The following is an 18370-nucleotide window of genomic DNA, read 5'->3' as shown; positions in this document are numbered from 1 at the left end:
ACGAGAATAAAGATAAAAGAATAAAGACTTAAAAAATGAACAATCAATCAGTCAATAGCCAAAAGCCAAAAGCCATCCGCGTTTTATTATCCGGCGGCGGAACGGGAGGACACATCTTCCCAGCCATCGCTATTGCTGATGAAATCAAGAAAAGATTTCCTGATGCTGAGTTTTTGTTCATTGGAGCCAACGGAAAAATGGAGATGGAAAAAGTTCCGCAGGCAGGTTATAAGATTGAAGGAATTGATATTGCCGGAATCGACAGAGGAAATATGTTGTCGAATTTAGGTTTGCCTTTTAAGATTTTAAAAAGCTTATCTAAATCAAAAAGAATTATTAAAAAATTCGCTCCGGACTTTGCAGTGGGAACAGGAGGTTTTGCCAGTGGGCCGGCTTTGTATGAAGCAAGCAAACTGGGAATTCCAATTTTTATTCAGGAACAAAATGCCCATGCAGGGGTAACGAATAAAATTTTAAGTAAAAAAGCAAAAGCTGTGTTTACGGCATACCCGAAAGTGGATGGTTTTCCGGCTGAAAAAATACTGTTTCTAGGTAATCCAATTCGTGAGAATATCATTTCAGGAATGCAGGAAACAGCTTCGGCAAAAGAAAAAATGGGACTGGATAAAGACAAACTGACGATTTTATCTGTCGGTGGATCTTTAGGTTCAAGAACATTAAACAACGGCTGGAAAGAAAACCTTGAGAACCTTAAAGAAAAAGGTTATCAATTGATCTGGCAAACCGGAAAGTTGGATTATGCAGAAATTGTTGGAAGCCAGAAGCTGGAAGCTGGAAGTGAAAATAGCGAAGCTAAAAAAACTTCCGACACCCAACTTCCATCTTCCATCCAAATAAAAGAATTCATCAAAGATATGGAAACCGCATATTCTGCGGCAGATGTAATTGTTTCCAGAGCAGGTGCGATTGCCATTTCAGAGTTGGCGGTAGCGCAGAAGCCAGTATTGTTGGTGCCTTTCCCTTTCGCAGCGGAAGACCATCAAACAAAAAATGCCATGAATCTGGTTGAAAAAAATGCAGCCAGAATGGTAAAAGACTCTGAAATGCATGAAAAATTCTGGAATACCCTTTCAGAAATCTGCGAAAATGAAAGTGTAAGAAAAGAAATGTCTGAAAATCTGAAATATTTTGCCAAGCCTAATGCCGCAAAAGAGATTGTAGACGAGATTTTTAAGAAAATATAAAGAACTAATAACCTCAATGAATATGAAAACAAGATTTTTAATATTACTCCTGGTTGGCTTTTTTGCCAATTTATGGACCGCACAAACTCTTGTAAAACCTGCAGATATTAAAATTTCTGCTATAACATCTTACCTTAAAGGTAAAGGATATACTATTTTGGAAGAAACCCCTCAATATATTGAGGTAAAAACAAAAAACAATACGTATATTTTTCTGGATCTTGATGTTAAAAAACAAGCAATATATTACTCTACTCATATTCTTGTAAATACCTCTGCAAGTAAAGATAAAATTAGAGACTATACAGAAAAGGTTAATAGCATGATACCTATTGTTAAAGCAATACATGTTGAAGAAAAAAAGAAAGTCATGTTTGAATATGCTTTTTGGACGATGCATGGATTTACTTATGAATCTTTTGAAGACTCTCTTTCTGAATTTAGTTTATTCGTCGGTGATGCTCTGAATTTAGATAAAGAACGTCAAATATTACAATAATTGAAAATGAAAGTTTTAGAAACATATCAAAATTTTTACTTCGTTGGAATCGGAGGTATCGGGATGAGTGCTCTGGCGCGCTATTTCCATGCTTCGGGCAAGAAAGTTTTGGGCTACGATAAAACCAACACCAAATTGACGACGGCATTAATGAACGAGGGCATTGATATTGTTTTTGAAGATCTTATCGATGAAAGAATAACTTCTCTTGAAAAGGAAAATACACTGATAATCTATACTCCGGCCATTAAAAAGCTTGGGATTTTAGATTATCTTAATGAAAATCAGTTTGAAGTGCTGAAACGCGCAAAGGTTTTAGGTTTAATTACAGAAAACACAGATTGCATCGCTGTTGCCGGAACCCATGGAAAAACAACGACGTCTACTTTGGTTTCGCATTTGTGCAAAGAAGCAGATTTGCCTTTTTCATGCTTTCTTGGAGGAATTTCTGAGAATTTTAAATCGAATTTTCTATATAACGGCTCACAATATTCAGTGGTTGAGGCAGATGAGTATGACAGAAGTTTCCTAAACCTTTCTCCGGACTGGGCAGTGATAACTTCCACAGATGCAGATCATTTGGATATTTATGGAGATAAAAATACGATTGAAGAAGGTTTCAGACAATTTGCGGCCTTAGTTCCGAATGACAAACAACTTTTTGTAAGAAAAGGAATTGAAATCGGAAGACCTCATCTGACGTATGCCGTGAACGAGGTTGCTGATTATTATTCAGATAACCTTCGAATGGAGAATGACAAAATCTATTTTGATTTTCATACCCCAACTGAAACCGTGAAAGATTTTATCTGGGAAATTCCGGGAATTCACAATGTTGAAAACGCGACGGTTGCGTTGGCTATTTTAAATAATCTGGGAGTCGATTTCGAAACTTTAAAGAAAGCAATTGCCAATTTTAAAGGAATTAAAAGAAGATATACCAAACACAGATATCAAAACGGTAAAATATATATCGACGATTATGCTCACCATCCTACAGAGATTAATGCCGTGGTAAGCTCGATCAGAACTTTTTACCCTGAGAAAAAACTATTGGTTGTTTTTCAGCCGCATTTGTTCAGCAGAACAAGGGATTTTGCAGACGGATTTGCTGAAAGTTTAAACAATTCTGATGAACTGATTTTGCTTGACATTTATCCGGCAAGGGAACTTCAGGAAAATTTTGAAGGAATAACTTCAAGCTGGCTGCTAGATAAAGTAACATTAGATAAAAAAGAAGTATCAACATTAAATGATGCTTTTAATAAAATAAAAGAAAAAGAATTTGATATTCTTCTCACAGTGGGCGCAGGAAATATTGATACGCTGTATGATCCTATTTGTGAATGGATGGAGAAAAATTAGTTTAAAATAAATGAAAAATAAATACAGAATATTAAAAATTGCTATCACGGTAATCCTCCTTGGGTTCCTGTTGAGTTTCTCTTTGAAGAAATTCAGCGGCCAGAAGATTACGGATAATAAAATTTCTGTAAAAATGAATGAAAAAACTCCCGTTTATTTTATTGATGAAAAAGACATCCGGGAAATTGTAAAAAAAGAAAATCCTTCAGGGAAAGTCGGAGACTTGAATATTCCGGCTTTGGAGAAAAAAATTAATGCCCTTCCGGCTGTTGACAGCGCGAATGTTTATTTAAACTTAAATGGAAAATTAAACTTAGATATTAAGCAGAGAGTTCCGGTTTTTAGGTTAAATAAAGAAGGAAGAGATTTTTACGTGGACGAAAAAGGAACGGAATTCCCGATTTCAAAAACATATTCACATCCTTGTATGCTCGTAACAGGAAATGTAAAGAAAGATGAATATGAAAAACTCGCTGAACTGGTTGGCAAAATCGACAAAGATGATTTCAGTAAAAAATATTTCATTGGAATATCAAAAGATAAGGATGACTACAATCTTCTTACAAGCGATGGCAATTATAAAGTAGAAATTGGAGACTTAGATAATATTGACTTTAAAGTAAAAGGTTTTAAAACATTTGTAGAAAAATATCTTGTGTATCAGGATCCTCAAAAATACAGCATGGTTTCAGTAAAATATCAGAATCAGATTGTAACAACCCTGAATCCTTATTTTAAAGAAAACGACAGTATTTTGAAGGCAGGAAATAAAGAGTTGGCAAAAGTTCCAACCCCAACAACTGTCAAAAAAAATACCGAAGCAAAACCCAAAAAGGCCGAAGCAAAAAAAGAAACTAAAAAAACAAGCTCAGCGGCATCAAAACCGAAGGTGAGCACAAAACCAAAAGCTATAACCAAGCCTAAGGAAACAAAAAAAACAGAGAAGAAACCAACGGCAGCAAAGCCGAAGACAAAAGCAAAAGTTAAAATAGAATAAAAAAATCAAATCGATATAATCAAATGGAAAATCAAGAGTATTCAGTAGGTCTGGACATCGGGACAACGAAGATTGTCGCGATTGTCGGAAGGAGGAATGCACACGGGAAAATAGAAGTTCTCGGTGTTGGTAAGGCCAAAAGTCTTGGGGTTCACAAAGGTATTGTGAATAATATTTCGCAAACCATTAATTCAATCAAAGCTGCTGTGTCTGAAGCACAGTCCAGCGCAGGAGTTCCTATCCGTAAAGTAACGGTGGGGATCGCCGGGAAACACATCCGTTCCCTGCAGCACTCCGATTATATTATGCGTGAACATCCGGATAAATTCATTACAGATGATGACATTGAAGCATTGAAAGATCAGGTCAAGAAGCTGGTCATGCTTCCTGGCGAAGAAATTATCCATGTACTTCCTCAAGAATATAAGGTAGATTCCGAAGGTGAAATTCAGGAGCCTGTAGGAATGCACGGAAAACGTTTAGAAGCTAATTTCCACGTTGTAGTAGGTCAGATGGGAAGCATCCGAAATATCGCAAGATGTGTTCGTGAAGCCGGATTGGAGATGGAAGCCCTTACGCTGGAACCTTTGGCATCTTCGGAAGCCGTTCTTACAAAAGAAGAGAAAGAAGCAGGAGTCGCTATCGTAGACATCGGTGGTGGTACAACGGATATTGCTATTTTTAAAGACAATATCATCCGTCATACCTGCGTAATCCCTTACGGTGGCGGAATTATTACAGAAGATATTAAAGAAGGATGTTCAATTATTGAAAAGCATGCCGAGCAATTAAAGGTTAAGTTCGGTTCTGCGGTTCCTGAATTGGAAAAAGACAGTACGTATGTAACCATTCCAGGGCTTCATGGAAGACCTGATAAAGAAATTTCACTTAAAACTTTAGCACAGATTATCAATGCGAGAGTAGAGGAAATTTTGGAAATGGTAAATACGGAATTAAAAGCTTACGGCGCCTTCGAACAGAAGAAAAAGCTAATCGCAGGAATTGTTTTAACGGGGGGTGGATCAAACCTGAAACACCTTCGTCAGCTGGCCAATTATACAACAGGTTTCGACAGCAGAATCGGTTTTGCTAATGAATATATCGCCAACGACAAAAACCAGTATCTGAAAGGTCCCGAATTTGCAACTTCTATTGGATTATTAATGGAAAGTTTAAAAATCAGGGATAAAAAACAGATTGCTGAAATAGAAGAACCCGTTCAGGAACAAGCCCAGGCACAGCCAAAAGCTGATACTGCAACAAGTCCGGCCGAAACCGAACAACAAACGGGAACTATGGCAGAGCAACAGATTCTGCAGCAGGAAACTGCCAGCGAACAGCAACAAAAAAGAGCGGCTAAACTGACTTTCGGGCAGTCGCTTATGGAAAAAGTAAAAAAATTCTTCGAAGAAGTAGAATAAATATAAGGGATAAACAATCAATGATAAAAGCTTACAGCATATCGCTTACTGCCTAAACCATTGATTAATTATAATTATAAAAAAGTATAGTTATGGAAAATTTAGGAACTCAGGGGTTTTCATTTGATTTACCAAAAGGAAATTCATCAATAATAAAAGTAATCGGTGTAGGAGGCGGTGGAAACAACGCGCTGAAACACATGTATGAAAAAGGAATTCACGGCGTAGATTTCGTGATTTGCAATACAGACGCTCAAACCTTAGATAACAACCCGGTTGCCAACAAAGTACAGTTGGGAACTACCATTACAGAAGGTCTTGGTGCAGGTGCTGATCCCGAGGTAGGTGAAAAATCTGCTATCGAAAGTATCGAAGACATCAAAGCTGCGATGGGACAAAACACCAAAATGGTTTTCATCACTGCCGGAATGGGTGGTGGTACAGGAACCGGTGCCGCTCCCGTTATTGCCAAAGTGGCAAAAGATATGGGAATTCTTACCGTAGGTATCGTTACCGTTCCTTTCAGCTTTGAAGGTAAAAGAAGACTGGACCAGGCAGAAAACGGACTTGAAAAACTAAGAAATAATGTTGATTCTTTAATTGTCATTAATAATGATAAACTAAGACAGCAGTTCGGGAACCTTGGATTCAAGCAAGGATTCTCAAAAGCCGATGAAGTCCTGACCAACGCGGCAAAAGGTATGGCAGAAGTTATTACCGGTTATTTCGATGTAAACATTGACTTTAGAGATGCCAAATCTGTGCTTCAGAATTCCGGTACGGCATTGATGTCTACAGGAATTGCTTCAGGTGAAAATAAAGCGGAAGAAGCCGTGAAAAAAGCACTTGATTCCCCATTGTTGAACGACAACAAAATTACAGGCGCCAAAAACGTTCTGTTGTTGATCAGAAGCGGTGTGGAAGAAGTTACCATGGACGAGATCGGTGTTATCATGGATCATATCCAGAAAGAAGCAGGAAATACGGCAGACATCATCTTTGGAGTTGGTGCTGATGAAGAATTAGGAGATTCTGTAAGCGTTCTTGTAATTGCAACAGGTTTTTCAAATGATAATAAAAAATTTTCAGGGCCGGCGGAAAAGATCAAAATCAGTTTGAATGACTCTTTTGATGTTCCCAAAGAATCACCTTTCAAAACAAGAGAAGAAAGAGAAATTACTTCTGAATCTACTCATGATTTCGGAGGGAAAAGCCTTTTCAGATTAGATGACGAAGACAGTGACGCTCCGCAGTTCAATGCTTCGCCTGCTGAAAAAAAAATGATTATTGAGGATGAAATTGTAAAAGCTGAAATCAAATTCTTTGATAAAGAGAAAGATACACTAGACAATCCTGCCCAGAACTGGAGAAACGAAGATGAAGAAGAATCTTTCAACCTATTTTCTTTAGATGAAGAAATAGAAGATCCTAATGATCTGGAAATCGAATCTTTTAAATTTGAATTTGATAATAAAAAGGAAGAAACTCAGGCAACTAACAGTTTGAACAATTCTTTTTCAGAGGAAAAGCCTGTTGAGTTTAGCTTCTTTGTGAATGAGCCTATCAAGAATGAGCCAAAATCAGATTTTGGGCAGCCAAAAGCGGAATTTTCGTCTTTCAACGAGGTGAATCAATTAACGGAAGAACCCCTTCAAAAAGTGGAACATTTCTTCCAGAATTTAAAAGAAGAGCCAAAAGCTGAAACTCTTCCGGTTGCTGAAACAAAAACAGAAGCCGAAGCTCCAAAAACCACAGAATCAGAATTCACTTTTGTGAATAAAACGGTGGATCAGGATAAGGTAATTGAAAGAAGAAATAAATTAAAAGAATTCAATTCACGCTATCAGAGTTTTGACAGCTCAAGCGAATTTGAATCTGTTCCTGCCTTCAAAAGAAAAAATATTTCCATTGAGGGAACTAATGCTTCAGACCAAAATATCAACACTTATTTGTCTGATAACAATGGTTCTATGCAAGTAAGAGAGAACAGATTTTTAAATAAAGATGTAGATTAAAATGTTGTAAGCAATAAGCAGTAAGCCATAAGCTTTCCAAGTCGAAAGTTATTCAAAGCATGCTGCTTACTGCCTAAAACCTAAAGCCCAAACCATGAGTTTAGAAAATACAATAAGCGAAGCTATAAAAACAGCAATGAGAGCTAAAGACAAAGTTGCTTTGGATTCTCTTCGTGCCGTAAAATCTCAGATATTATTGCTGAAAACAGAAGCCAGAGGAGCAGAAGTTTCACCGGAACAGGAAATTGCTATTCTCCAGAGAATGGTAAAACAACGTAAGGATTCTTACGACCAGTTTGCCGCACAGGGAAGAAATGACCTGGCGGAAGTGGAAGAAGCGCAGATGAAAATTATTGAGCAATTCTTGCCGAAACAGCTTTCTTCAGAAGAGCTGGAAGCAGAAATGAAAAATATTATCGCTGAAACCGGCGCTGAATCTATAAAAGATTTAGGAAAGGTAATGGGAATAGCATCAAAAACATTAGCCGGAAAATCTGACGGGAAAAGTATTTCCGAGATGGCGAAAAAGCTGCTTTCTTAGTTGATTGTCGGCTGTTCTAGTTACTATTATAGTAAACATTAGCAACCTCAAAACAAACAACAATTTTATACGGATATTCAACCTTTGCATATCGATTTGATTAAAGAAGCCCGGAACTTTCGTTCCGGGCTTCATTTATTTGTTTGTAAATTTAATTGATTCAATCTTATCAAGCAGAATTGAATAAAACATGATGATTGAGGAAATGGAATAAAAATTTTTTCATGGTAGATTGTTTTCAGAATCATTTCAAATTTAATAAAAATATTTAAATATTAACAAATTTAATTTATATAAATCGATAATTTCTTAAACAATTAATATTCAATACATTTTATTTAACAAAAGCACTGATAGTTTTTATATATTGAAGAAAACTAAAGAAATGCTTAAATTTGTATCTGATTAAAAAACAAAAATATGTATCCAACAGATTTAGTAATGCCTATGAAGGCTGAACTTACAGATAAAGGCTTTGAAGACCTGACAACTCCTGCTCAGGTAGAAGAAGCAATAAAGCAATCAGGAACTACCTTATTAGTGATCAATTCTGTATGCGGATGTGCTGCAGGAGCTGCAAGACCAGGGGTTGTTTATTCTTTGACGGGAGATAAAAAGCCTGATCATTTGACGACTGTTTTTGCAGGTTTCGATACTGAAGCCGTGGCGGAAGCCAGAAAACACCTTGCTCCATTCCCTCCAAGCTCTCCTTGTGTAGCCTTGTTTAAGGATGGAGAATTGGTTCACATGCTTGAAAGACACCACATTGAAGGAAATCCTGCGGGAGCAATCGCGGCAAACCTTCAGGCTGCTTACGATGAGTATTGCTAAGAAATAATATACCTAAATAGAAAACCGTTACAAATTTTGTAGCGGTTTTTGTTTTTTATGGAGCTTTTTCCTGCTTTCCGCTATATCTTTTTGGTCGCGGGCTCCGCCCGCACCAAAAAGGATGTCGCTGCAATCAGGGCTAGGGTTGCAGTCGTTCTATTCAAAGATGGAATATCCACGATGTTGTCATCCTGAAAGGATTCAGACACGATTCTTTCCATTACTTTTCTAATACTATGCCTAGTTTCAGGATGAAAACTTTGGGGATATTGTAAAACAAATTCATTTAGGCTTCCAAAGAAAAAAATAAGTTTTAATTTTTATTTAACACTATAAAAAATTCTCAGAAAATGCAAATATCATTATATTTGTTGTAATGGCGACGAAAGCACTTTTCAATACTGTGGTCAATTGGTTTATCCGTCAAAGGATAGATCAGATTCAGAATTTCATGGATCATCCCATTGAAACACAAAAAGGAATATTATTTTCCCAGTTATTTCATGCCGAAGATACGGAGTATGGCAAGAAGTATGGTTTTAATTCCATCTCGAGTTATCAGGATTTTAAAAATAAAGTCCCGATCGTGACGTATGAAGAAATGGAGCCTTATATTGAAAAAGCCAGACAGGGGCAAAAAGATGTGAGCTGGCCTGGCTACATCAAACATTTTGCAAAATCATCCGGAACAACGAATGCAAAAAGCAAATTTATCCCGATTTCTACAGAAAGCCTGGAATACTGCCACATGAAAGCCGGAAAAGACATGGTTTCCATTTATGCCAATAATCATCCGGAAAATCAGCTTTTTAACTATAAAAATTTAAGATTGGGCGGAAGCTCCGAGCTTTATGCAGATTTTAATACAAAATTTGGCGATTTATCCGCTATTTTGATTGATAACCTCCCGTTTTGGGTAGAAATTACAACCACTCCCAGCAAAAAAGTTTCTTTAATGGGAGAATGGGAAAGTAAGCTGAAAGCAATTACTTCTGAGGTGAAAAATGAGGATGTAGGAAGTATTTTGGGCGTTCCAAGCTGGATGATGGTTCTTTTACAAAGAGTAATAAAGGAAACCGACGTTAAAAACATATCAGAATTATGGCCAAACCTTGAAGTGTTTTTTCACGGCGGAATCAGCTTTAAACCTTACAGAGAACAGTACAAGAGTATTATCGGGAAAAATATCAACTACTATGAAATTTACAATGCTTCCGAAGGCTTTTTCGGGATCCAGGACAGATCAGACAGCGATGAAATGTTGCTGATGCTGGATTACGGCATTTTTTACGAATTTATTCCGATGGATCAGTTCCATTTTTCAAATCCGAAAGTGGTAAGCCTTGAAGATGTGGAAGTAGGGAAAAATTACGCTATGGTCATTACTACAAACGGTGGTTTGTGGAGATATTTAATTGGAGATACTGTAGTTTTTACCTCAATCAACCCTTTCAGGATAAAAATAACAGGACGAACGAAACATTATATCAATGCTTTTGGGGAAGAATTAATGATCACCAATGTAGAATCTGCGCTTTCCAGAGCTTGTGAGGAAACCAATGCTTCAGTCCTGGATTTTACGGGAGCTCCAGTCTTTATGAAAGAAAATGAAGGTGGCGCCCATGAGTGGATTTTTGAATTCTGCAAAGAGCCAGATGATCTGGACCGTTTTATTGACGTTTTTGATCAACATCTAAAGTCTATCAACTCTGATTATGAAGCGAAACGCTACAACAATATGACTTTGAAAAGACCCATCGTACATATTGCAAAAGAAAAATTATTTTACCAATGGCTGGAATCCAAAGGAAAACTGGGTGGCCAGAATAAAGTCCCAAGACTCAGCAACGACAGGGAATACATTGACCCGCTATTGGAATTGAACAAATAAAAAAACCGCAGAGCGTTCTGCGGTTTTCTTTCATTAATTATTATTTACTTGCTTAAATCTTCTTTTATTTTTTTCGCTGCTTCTTCAACTTTGGTAGCACCTTTTTTTGCAGCTTCCTTAGCATCTTCCCCTACCTTATTCGCTTCGGTTTTTATATCTTGCCCAGCTTTGTGAAGATCGGCTTTTGTTTTGTCCGCAGTTTCATCAATCTGGTTTTTTGCTTTTTGAGCTGCATCGTCTATTTTATTTCCAGCTTCGTCAATTTTTGCTTGGGCATTTTCCTTTGCCTGATTTATTTTTAAAGAATCAACACCGATTCCACCTCCAGAAACTGTTGTAGTTGTAGTTGTTACTGTTCCGTCCGGATTTTCAACTTTCTCGGTCTTAGTCGTTGATTTTGTACATGATACCACCAAAGTGGCGATCAATACAGCTGATAAAATGTTTTTTTTCATATTTATAATTCTGTTTTTAAAACGTAATTTGTATTAAAATATTATTCTGTTTTTGTTTCAGGTGTTGCCGGAGTTTCTGCGCTTTTTTGCTTTTTCTCGTCTTCCGCTTTCTTTTTATTTTCTTTTTCCAGCTCTTCCTTTAATTTTTTCTCTTCTTCCTGAAGCCTTAAAGCCTCTTTCACAGAGTCCTGATATTTTTGGGAAGACATCCGGATCTGCCGCACAACATCAATAGAAGTGGCGCCCGCAGAAAAGGAATCTACAGCTACGGTGTCGTAACTTGCTTTTGTACTGTCAGTTGGATAAAAATCTGCCGGTTCTTTTTTTGAACAGGATATCATTAATCCCCAAAAAAGAAATCCCGCAAAAAGTAAATTTTTCATGGAACTAATTTAACAGAAATTCTGCAATTACAGGATAATGATCTGATAATTGTACAGAATTATCCACTTTATAGCTTAAAGGAATAATGGATTTTGAACTGAAAATATAATCAATCCTTAACGGAACCTTATAATCATGAAAGCTTGAAGAACTCCCGTTCCCAGCCACCAAAAAAGCATCCTGAAGGTCTCTTCCAAGATTATAATATTCATAAGAATTCGGAACTGAGTTGAAATCTCCCGCCAAAATCACGGGATAAGGTGAAAGATCTATTACTTTCCTGATCTTTTTGATCTGATTTTCATGGGCCTTAAAAGTAGGAATCATGTGGGAGAGAAGCGTGTTGATATTTTTCCCTCCCTTTCCGAAACCGTCAAATTTTAACATGGATTTGTGCAATCTGAATGGCTCAAGATAGACATTAATAATTCTTATGATCTTCCCGTTGATATCAACATCGGCATAGAAAGAATTTCCCCTGGATTCATCAGTAATAAGCTCTTCCTGTCTTACGATCTTATGCTTTGTTTTTAAAATAACAGAAGGATATTTCACTAGATCCTGTCTCAGTAACCGATTGGTGTCTCTTTCCTGAACCAAAATAATATCCGCATCCTGATCATGAATATATTTCTTTATCTTTTCCCAACCAAAATCGCCATATTTAACATTGAAAGTCAATACTTTAATATCCCGAATTGATTTTAAGTTTTCTGTTTTCGGAGAGAAATTCACCCATCGCCGGATAGGATTATAGAATAAAAAGATGCCCAAAACAAAGGCAATTGCAATTTTTTTTCTTTTGACAACCCAAACCAGCGTCAACAAAATATACAGTGTAATAAGATAAGGAAAACCTAAAGACAGCAGATTAAGATTACCTACTAGATTAGGCGGAATCCACGCATTTCCCAACGTGCATAAAAGTAAAACGGCAACACTAATATGGACAAACAATAATATCTGGCGTAATTTCATGAAAACAAAGTAAGGGTACCACAGATTTTTATCAAAAACCCTACCACGTTTAAAATTTTAACCTTTTTTATGATTTACCTTTCTAATTTAAAGGTAGTGAGTACTGGGTAATGATCGGAAAGCTTCACGGAACGGTCCACTTTATAGCTAAGCGGCTGAATTGATTCTGAAGTAAAAACATAGTCAATTCTTATAGGAAATTTATAATCATGAAAACTTGTAGCGCTTCCCTTTCCAGCCTCTACAAAAGCATCCTTCAATCCGTCAACCAAATGATAATATTCATACGAATTCGGAACCGAGTTGAAATCACCCGCCAAAATTACAGGATATGGTGAATTTTCTACACTTTTCCTGATTACGGCAATTTGCTCCTGGTGCATTTTAAAAGTAGGGATCAGTCTTTTCACAACATCTTTTACTTTTTGTTTATCTTCCTCACTGTTGCCATCCAGCTTTACCATTTTCTTTTCAAATTTAAAAGGCTGAAGATACATGTTAATAATGCGATAGGTTTTTCCTTTTATTTCAATATCTGTTTGGGTAGCGTAGGCATTATTATATTCATAATCACTTTCAATAAGCTGCTTATGATCAATAATCCTGTACTTTGAAAACATAGTGATGATCGGGCTTTCCGGACCTTCTTTTAATCCTTCAAAGTGATATTTTTTATTGCCTCCATATTCCTGAAACAATACAATATCAGCATTCTGGCTGTTAATATATGATTCAATATTTTTTACTCCAAATCCGCCGTTTTTAGCATTAAAGGAAACGATTTTCAAGTCGGGAGTTTCACTTTTCACAGAGGAATAATTAATACATCTGGTAACAGAATTAAAGAATAATAATCCCAAAAGCAGGAAGACTATCCCTCTTTTTTTCCAACTGAAAATCCAGAAAATGGTCAGAAGTATGTAAGCTGAAATCAAAATAGGAAAACCTAAAGAAAGCAGATTAAGCCATGGAAAAACTTTCGGTGGAACATAAGCATTCAGTAACATCCCGACTAAAAGAAGGAAAATTCCTAAATGTAAAATTAAAAATATGAGACGAACGACTTTCACAGAGAGATGTTAATTAAACCTATATAAATGTTTTCTCCAAATCCGGGCCAATATCCATCCAACCAGAGCACCTCCAACGTGAGCCAAATGTGCAATCCCCCCTACATTCCCTGAAACTCCTAAAAATATGGAAACAACAATGACAACCGGCATCAAATATTTTACTTTCATAGGAATTGGAATAAACATCATCGCAATTTTTGCATCAGGATATAGCGTTGCAAAAGCAGCTACCACTCCGAAGATAGCTCCTGAAGCGCCTACCATTGGGGTTATAAGATCTGCATACAAATTCAGTGCTTGTTTATTATTCAGATAAGGTGTGGGATCAAAACCAAATTTTTTTAAATCTGATTTCATAAAAATTTCCGCTACATTAACATTAGCATTGGTAAGCTCGTTTGTTAATTGCTGAACTTCATAAAAATTCCAGAGATTGAACAAGAAAAATGCTCCCAAGCCGCTGGCAAAATAAAGAATCAGATATTTCTTTTCACCTAAACTTTGTTCTAAAATCGGTCCGAAGCTCCATAATGTCAGCATATTAAAAAGTATATGCATAAGTCCACCATGCATAAACATGTGAGTAATAATCTGCCAGGATTTAAAATTGGGAGAAAATGGATAAAATCCAGACAATGTATTATATAATTGTGGCATCATGAAAGACGTCAAAATAAACATTAAAACGTTTATAATGATAATATTTCTTGTAACCGGCGGTATATTGTTAAACATTTAAAACTTATTTTTAAAATCATTAAAAGGAACCTCAAAAAAACACCTTTTCCCGTTTGGTAAAAATTCCGGGAAGCCTAATGCCGTAAAATCTTTCAGCAACTGTTCCGCATCTTTTTTATAAATAAAATCAAACCTGGATTTTGATTGCATCTTGCTCCATTGATTCTGATAGAATTGCAAAAATTCTCCTTCAGTTTTATATTCCAGGATCTCAAAAAGATTCTCAAGGAATTTCATGACCTGCGTTTCTTTCAACCCTTCCGGAACGGCATCAATTCTCAGTACATTTTCATGAGCGATACTCATTTCAAACCCGAGTTCGGGAAGATACTTTTTGATTGATTTATATTTATTTTTCTCAATTTCGTTCATGTGATATTCCAGGGAAAAAAGCAGAGCATGGCTGTTTGTTGTTCCTTTTTTCAGAGGTTTTGTACTCTCCGAAACCACGAGCCTGTGCATTCTTCCCAGATCCAGCATCAACGTTCTGTCACCTTTATTGAAGAGCCAGTATCCGTTGGGCAGCCTCATCAGGTCTTCATCAAAGTCTTCATCTTCAAACAGATTGATCTTTGAAGGTTCTGCGGCGATATTCTGATGGTACATTTCCGCAAGATTCTGAATTTCAACCTGTTTTATTTCCCTTTCTTCCAAAAACGGGTTGTAGTCTTTGTCTACAATAATTTCCGGCATTTTCAGGGTTCCACCACTGTTTCCTTTGCTTGGAAAAGTCTTCTGCATGATCTCATCCAATTGTGGATCTCTTTCAAAATCCAGGCTTGGAGCTACATTATAAATTCCTAAAGATCTTTTTATGGTTGATCTCAATAAAGCAAAAATAAGATGCTCGTCTTCAAATTTTACTTCTGTTTTTTGTGGATGAATATTGACGTCTATTTTTTCGGGATCAAGTTCCAGAAAAAGGAAAAAAGTTGGAATATAGCCCGGTAAAAGCAATCCGTCAAACGCTTCCTGAACCGCCTTATTAAAATATGGGCTTTTAAAATATCTTCCGTTGACAAAAAGAAACTGCTCGCCTCTTGTTTTTTTCGCGCCTTCCGGCTTTGCAACAAAACCGTGAAGTTTGCACCAGATAATATCTTCTTTAATCGGAATGAGCTGCGGTTGTAATTTTCTTCCGAAAATATCCACAATACGCTGCATCTGGCTGCCTTTTCTTAACCTGAAAACCGCTTCATCATCATGAAACAAAGAAAATTCTAAGTTTTCATGAGCTAAAGCAACGCGTTGAAACTCATCGATTACATGTCTGAATTCGATATTATTATTTTTAAGGAATTTCCTTCTTGCAGGAACATTGTAGAACAGGTTTTTAACTAAAAAATTAGAACCGTCCGCCGTCTGAATCGGGTCCTGAAACTGGAAAACCCCACCTTCAATATAGATATTTGTCCCGATGGTGGCATCTTTTTGTTTTGTCCTCAATTCCACCTGGGCAACGGCGGCAATGGAAGCCAACGCTTCGCCACGAAAACCTTTCGTGGAAATCTTGAAGATATCATCCGTTCCCCTTATTTTGGAGGTGGCGTGTCTTTCAAATGCCATTCTTGCATCGGTTTCAGACATTCCCTTTCCGTCGTCAACTACCTGTATCAGATTTTTTCCGGCATCCCTTACGATAAGCTCAATCTTAGTTGCATCTGCATCAATGGCGTTCTCCAAAAGTTCTTTCACAATGGATGCAGGCCGCTGCACCACTTCCCCTGCCGCAATTTGGTTGGCTACATGATCTGGTAAAAGCTGAATAATATCTGACATAAAAAAACGAAAATCAACTTACAAAAATAACTAAAGCAAATGGGAATAAAAATATAAACTATAAATAAAAACTCTTATTCTTTTCTTAAAATCTTAGTTTCTTTTGCTGATTACCGTTCTGAATCTTTCTTATTACTTAAAATTAATATTTAAGCTTAAATTTCAAAGCACTTGTTTAATTAACAAAATTCATTTTAAATCCAAAATCAATTAAATAATTAAAAGGCATATTGATAATTAACAAAAATAAAACATAATAAATCCCATATTAATGAAATTTTATTTTGAAATAATCTCTCAAATGTATATTTTAGCTTAAAAACTAATTAATTCCTTAAAAAAACTATCTATTTTTCTTTAATTCTTAAGAATATTCTAAGCAACTTCCTTATAAAGACATTCTACTTTTTAAAAAACTCTTAACAATAAATTTTTATGAAAAAACTTATCTTCCCTCTGCTTTTAATTACTGTATATTACAGCAATTTACAAGCTCAAACAACTAATAATGTTGGTATCGATACAACAACTCCTGGTTCAAAACTTACCGTTAATGGTTCGTTTGCACCGGCCTACAGAGCAGTAACAGGAAATTACACCATGACCGGTGACGATTATTATCTTGTTTCCAACAGTGCTGCCAACAGTACAGTAACTCTTCCGGCTGCACAAGCTGTTGGTTCCGGCAATTTTAAAGGTCGTTTGTATGAAATCAAAAATACACATGCTACCAGTACATTAACTGTAGTAGGCAGTGGAACAGAACTCATTGATGATGTGGGCGCAGCAGGTCTTGCCTCTATCAGTATTACTCCGGGTGACGGGGTGCTTTTAGTGAATAACGGGAATACTTCGGGTACAACCTGGGAAGTAGTGAGTTTTCACAGTGCTGTTCCTACCAAAAGCTACGACTGGCTGAAAGGAGCTAATCAGTTCCCTATAAGTCCTACAGATAACAACACAACAATCTACCACATGGGCGGTAATGTAGGTATCGGAACCAATGCGCCAACTTCCAAAGTGGATGTTGAAGGTGGTAATATCGAGCTTACACAGGGAAATTCCTTGCGATGGGGACCTGATGATACAGGAGAACGTATTTTCTCAAACGCAGGATTAGGAGGTAATTCCGGTAATAATCTACATATAGAATCCAGAGAATATATGTATTTCATTGCCGACCGTAATAATACATCGGCAGCAGGCAACGACGTAGGCTTTGTCTGGGGTACGAACACAAGCTGGCAAGACGGAACTCCTACAGAGCTGATGCGTCTTACTGATGCCGGTAATGTAGGAATTGGGACTGCTATTCCTACTGAAAAACTGCATGTAAACACTTCTGTTGTTAATGAAGGAATTGCCTTATCTCAAACTTCGCTTACCAATACTGTCATGCTTAATTCTAACTCCGGAGGCGGATATCTTGGCTTTATCAACAATAGTGCAAGTACCGACGCTGGGCTTACAGCGTATATTCAGCAGCGGGAACCTAATGGTACAGGCGGAGTTGCCAATGACCTGGTATATGTGGCTCAAGGCGGAACCCACCATTTCCTTCAGGCGGTAGGTATCAATACGAGTGCTCCTGCTGCAGGTTTTTGGCTGGATGTAGCCGGTAATATCCAATGTAATAATATCCAGTTAACCGCTTATGCAGGAACAACCAACAGGGAAATTGGAGTAAATGCCGGCGGGAGTATAATCATTTATCCTTCTGATCAACGCCTTAAAAAAGACATTGCTGATGTAAATGATGGTTTAAGTAAAATAATGAAGCTCCGTCCTGTATATTACAACTGGAAAAATACGGAAGAATATGGAAAACAAAGAGAAGTTGGCTTTATCGCACAGGAAGCGAATAAAGTAATTCCTGAAGTTGCAAGCACCTTTAAAAAAGATGGTGAAGAATACAACTCTATAAATTACTCCAGAGTGGTTGCGGTGCTTACAAAAGCGATTCAGGAACAACAGGCTTTAATTGAATCTCAAAATAAGCGTATTGCCGAGCTGGAAGCCAAAGGAAAAACAGCTTCCTCCCTCGAAGAAAGAATCATAAGAATGGAAAAAATTATAGAAGAAGAGAGTGCAAAGAAATAAATTGAGATTTATTGATCTTTCATAAAAATAACAGCCCTCACCGTTTAAAAAGTGAGGGCTGTTTCACAGCTAGTTTATACAAAATTAATACTGATATT

The 18370-nt window shown here is 36.9% G+C and carries 16 protein-coding genes; 10 read left to right on the top strand and 6 right to left on the bottom strand.

Annotation, left to right across the window (positions count from 1 at the left end; translation table 11 throughout):
- The first annotated feature begins 35 nt into the window (after window positions 1-35).
- The 9 genes from murG to ATE47_RS17360 all read left to right on the top strand — a co-directional run bounded on the left by murG (window position 36) and on the right by ATE47_RS17360 (window position 10765).
- A complete protein-coding gene (gene murG / locus ATE47_RS17400; RefSeq protein WP_062163146.1) occupies window positions 36-1205 on the top strand; it encodes an undecaprenyldiphospho-muramoylpentapeptide beta-N-acetylglucosaminyltransferase in 1170 nt (389 codons plus the stop codon).
- Window positions 1206-1227: 22 nt separating this feature from the next.
- Complete coding sequence (locus ATE47_RS17395; protein WP_150114844.1) at window positions 1228-1704, top strand: hypothetical protein; 477 nt, start codon at window positions 1228-1230, stop codon at window positions 1702-1704.
- A 6-nt stretch (window positions 1705-1710) separates the two neighbouring features.
- A complete protein-coding gene (gene murC / locus ATE47_RS17390; RefSeq protein WP_062163144.1) occupies window positions 1711-3069 on the top strand; it encodes a UDP-N-acetylmuramate--L-alanine ligase in 1359 nt (452 codons plus the stop codon).
- A 10-nt stretch (window positions 3070-3079) separates the two neighbouring features.
- Window positions 3080-4066, top strand: a complete 987-nt coding sequence (locus ATE47_RS17385; RefSeq protein ID WP_062163143.1) for a cell division protein FtsQ/DivIB — start codon at window positions 3080-3082, stop codon at window positions 4064-4066.
- 23 nt (window positions 4067-4089) lie between these two features.
- Window positions 4090-5487, top strand: coding sequence for a cell division protein FtsA (gene ftsA, locus ATE47_RS17380; protein WP_062163142.1), 1398 nt, complete (start codon window positions 4090-4092; stop codon window positions 5485-5487).
- Window positions 5488-5579: 92 nt separating this feature from the next.
- Window positions 5580-7502 carry a cell division protein FtsZ gene (gene ftsZ / locus ATE47_RS17375; protein WP_062163141.1) on the top strand — a complete coding sequence of 641 codons (1923 nt, stop codon included), beginning with the start codon at window positions 5580-5582 and terminating at the stop codon, window positions 7500-7502.
- Window positions 7503-7596: 94 nt separating this feature from the next.
- Window positions 7597-8043, top strand: coding sequence for a GatB/YqeY domain-containing protein (locus ATE47_RS17370; protein ID WP_062163140.1), 447 nt, complete (start codon window positions 7597-7599; stop codon window positions 8041-8043).
- 420 nt (window positions 8044-8463) lie between these two features.
- On the top strand, window positions 8464-8874 hold the full coding sequence (locus tag ATE47_RS17365) for a BrxA/BrxB family bacilliredoxin (RefSeq protein ID WP_048509182.1): 411 nt from the start codon (window positions 8464-8466) through the stop codon (window positions 8872-8874).
- 376 nt (window positions 8875-9250) lie between these two features.
- Window positions 9251-10765, top strand: coding sequence for a GH3 auxin-responsive promoter family protein (locus ATE47_RS17360; protein ID WP_062163139.1), 1515 nt, complete (start codon window positions 9251-9253; stop codon window positions 10763-10765).
- Between the two features lie 44 nt (window positions 10766-10809).
- On the opposite strand, the gene ATE47_RS17355 is transcribed toward ATE47_RS17360, so the two are convergent.
- The 6 genes from ATE47_RS17355 to mutL form a co-directional block, all read right to left on the bottom strand.
- Window positions 10810-11220 carry a hypothetical protein gene (locus ATE47_RS17355; RefSeq protein ID WP_062163138.1) on the bottom strand — a complete coding sequence of 137 codons (411 nt, stop codon included), beginning with the start codon at window positions 11218-11220 and terminating at the stop codon, window positions 10810-10812.
- Between the two features lie 41 nt (window positions 11221-11261).
- Window positions 11262-11603: a hypothetical protein gene (locus ATE47_RS17350; RefSeq protein WP_062163137.1), complete on the bottom strand. Its 342-nt coding sequence runs from the start codon at window positions 11601-11603 to the stop codon at window positions 11262-11264.
- Between the two features lie 4 nt (window positions 11604-11607).
- The gene (locus tag ATE47_RS17345; protein WP_062163136.1) at window positions 11608-12582 is read right to left on the bottom strand and encodes an endonuclease/exonuclease/phosphatase family protein; all 975 of its coding nucleotides are present in this window, start codon (window positions 12580-12582) and stop codon (window positions 11608-11610) included.
- A 74-nt stretch (window positions 12583-12656) separates the two neighbouring features.
- Window positions 12657-13652 carry an endonuclease/exonuclease/phosphatase family protein gene (locus tag ATE47_RS17340; RefSeq protein ID WP_062163135.1) on the bottom strand — a complete coding sequence of 332 codons (996 nt, stop codon included), beginning with the start codon at window positions 13650-13652 and terminating at the stop codon, window positions 12657-12659.
- Window positions 13653-13661: 9 nt separating this feature from the next.
- On the bottom strand, window positions 13662-14390 hold the full coding sequence (locus ATE47_RS17335; protein ID WP_062163134.1) for a rhomboid family intramembrane serine protease: 729 nt from the start codon (window positions 14388-14390) through the stop codon (window positions 13662-13664).
- Window positions 14391-16172, bottom strand: coding sequence for a DNA mismatch repair endonuclease MutL (gene mutL, locus ATE47_RS17330; RefSeq protein ID WP_062163133.1), 1782 nt, complete (start codon window positions 16170-16172; stop codon window positions 14391-14393).
- Window positions 16173-16607: 435 nt separating this feature from the next.
- Between mutL and ATE47_RS17325 the strand changes: the two genes are divergently transcribed.
- On the top strand, window positions 16608-18272 hold the full coding sequence (locus ATE47_RS17325) for a tail fiber domain-containing protein (protein ID WP_062163132.1): 1665 nt from the start codon (window positions 16608-16610) through the stop codon (window positions 18270-18272).
- Window positions 18273-18370 lie beyond the last annotated feature (98 nt).

The organism is Chryseobacterium sp. IHB B 17019 (assembly GCF_001456155.1).
Taxonomy (GTDB): domain Bacteria; phylum Bacteroidota; class Bacteroidia; order Flavobacteriales; family Weeksellaceae; genus Chryseobacterium.
Note: the sequence above shows the minus strand (reverse complement) of the source record. Positions and strands in the feature narration are given on the sequence as shown.

Bases quoted from the DNA above. Each gene is read 5' to 3' on its own strand.
- murG (WP_062163146.1), top strand. From the start codon at position 36: ATGAACAATCAATCAGTCAATAGCCAAAAGCCAAAAGCCATCCGCGTT.
- ATE47_RS17395 (WP_150114844.1), top strand. From the start codon at position 1,228: ATGAAAACAAGATTTTTAATATTACTCCTGGTTGGCTTTTTTGCCAAT.
- murC (WP_062163144.1), top strand. From the start codon at position 1,711: ATGAAAGTTTTAGAAACATATCAAAATTTTTACTTCGTTGGAATCGGA.
- ATE47_RS17385 (WP_062163143.1), top strand. From the start codon at position 3,080: ATGAAAAATAAATACAGAATATTAAAAATTGCTATCACGGTAATCCTC.
- ftsA (WP_062163142.1), top strand. From the start codon at position 4,090: ATGGAAAATCAAGAGTATTCAGTAGGTCTGGACATCGGGACAACGAAG.
- ftsZ (WP_062163141.1), top strand. From the start codon at position 5,580: ATGGAAAATTTAGGAACTCAGGGGTTTTCATTTGATTTACCAAAAGGA.
- ATE47_RS17370 (WP_062163140.1), top strand. From the start codon at position 7,597: ATGAGTTTAGAAAATACAATAAGCGAAGCTATAAAAACAGCAATGAGA.
- ATE47_RS17365 (WP_048509182.1), top strand. From the start codon at position 8,464: ATGTATCCAACAGATTTAGTAATGCCTATGAAGGCTGAACTTACAGAT.
- ATE47_RS17360 (WP_062163139.1), top strand. From the start codon at position 9,251: ATGGCGACGAAAGCACTTTTCAATACTGTGGTCAATTGGTTTATCCGT.
- ATE47_RS17355 (WP_062163138.1), bottom strand. From the start codon at position 11,220: ATGAAAAAAAACATTTTATCAGCTGTATTGATCGCCACTTTGGTGGTA.
- ATE47_RS17350 (WP_062163137.1), bottom strand. From the start codon at position 11,603: ATGAAAAATTTACTTTTTGCGGGATTTCTTTTTTGGGGATTAATGATA.
- ATE47_RS17345 (WP_062163136.1), bottom strand. From the start codon at position 12,582: ATGAAATTACGCCAGATATTATTGTTTGTCCATATTAGTGTTGCCGTT.
- ATE47_RS17335 (WP_062163134.1), bottom strand. From the start codon at position 14,390: ATGTTTAACAATATACCGCCGGTTACAAGAAATATTATCATTATAAAC.
- mutL (WP_062163133.1), bottom strand. From the start codon at position 16,172: ATGTCAGATATTATTCAGCTTTTACCAGATCATGTAGCCAACCAAATT.
- ATE47_RS17325 (WP_062163132.1), top strand. From the start codon at position 16,608: ATGAAAAAACTTATCTTCCCTCTGCTTTTAATTACTGTATATTACAGC.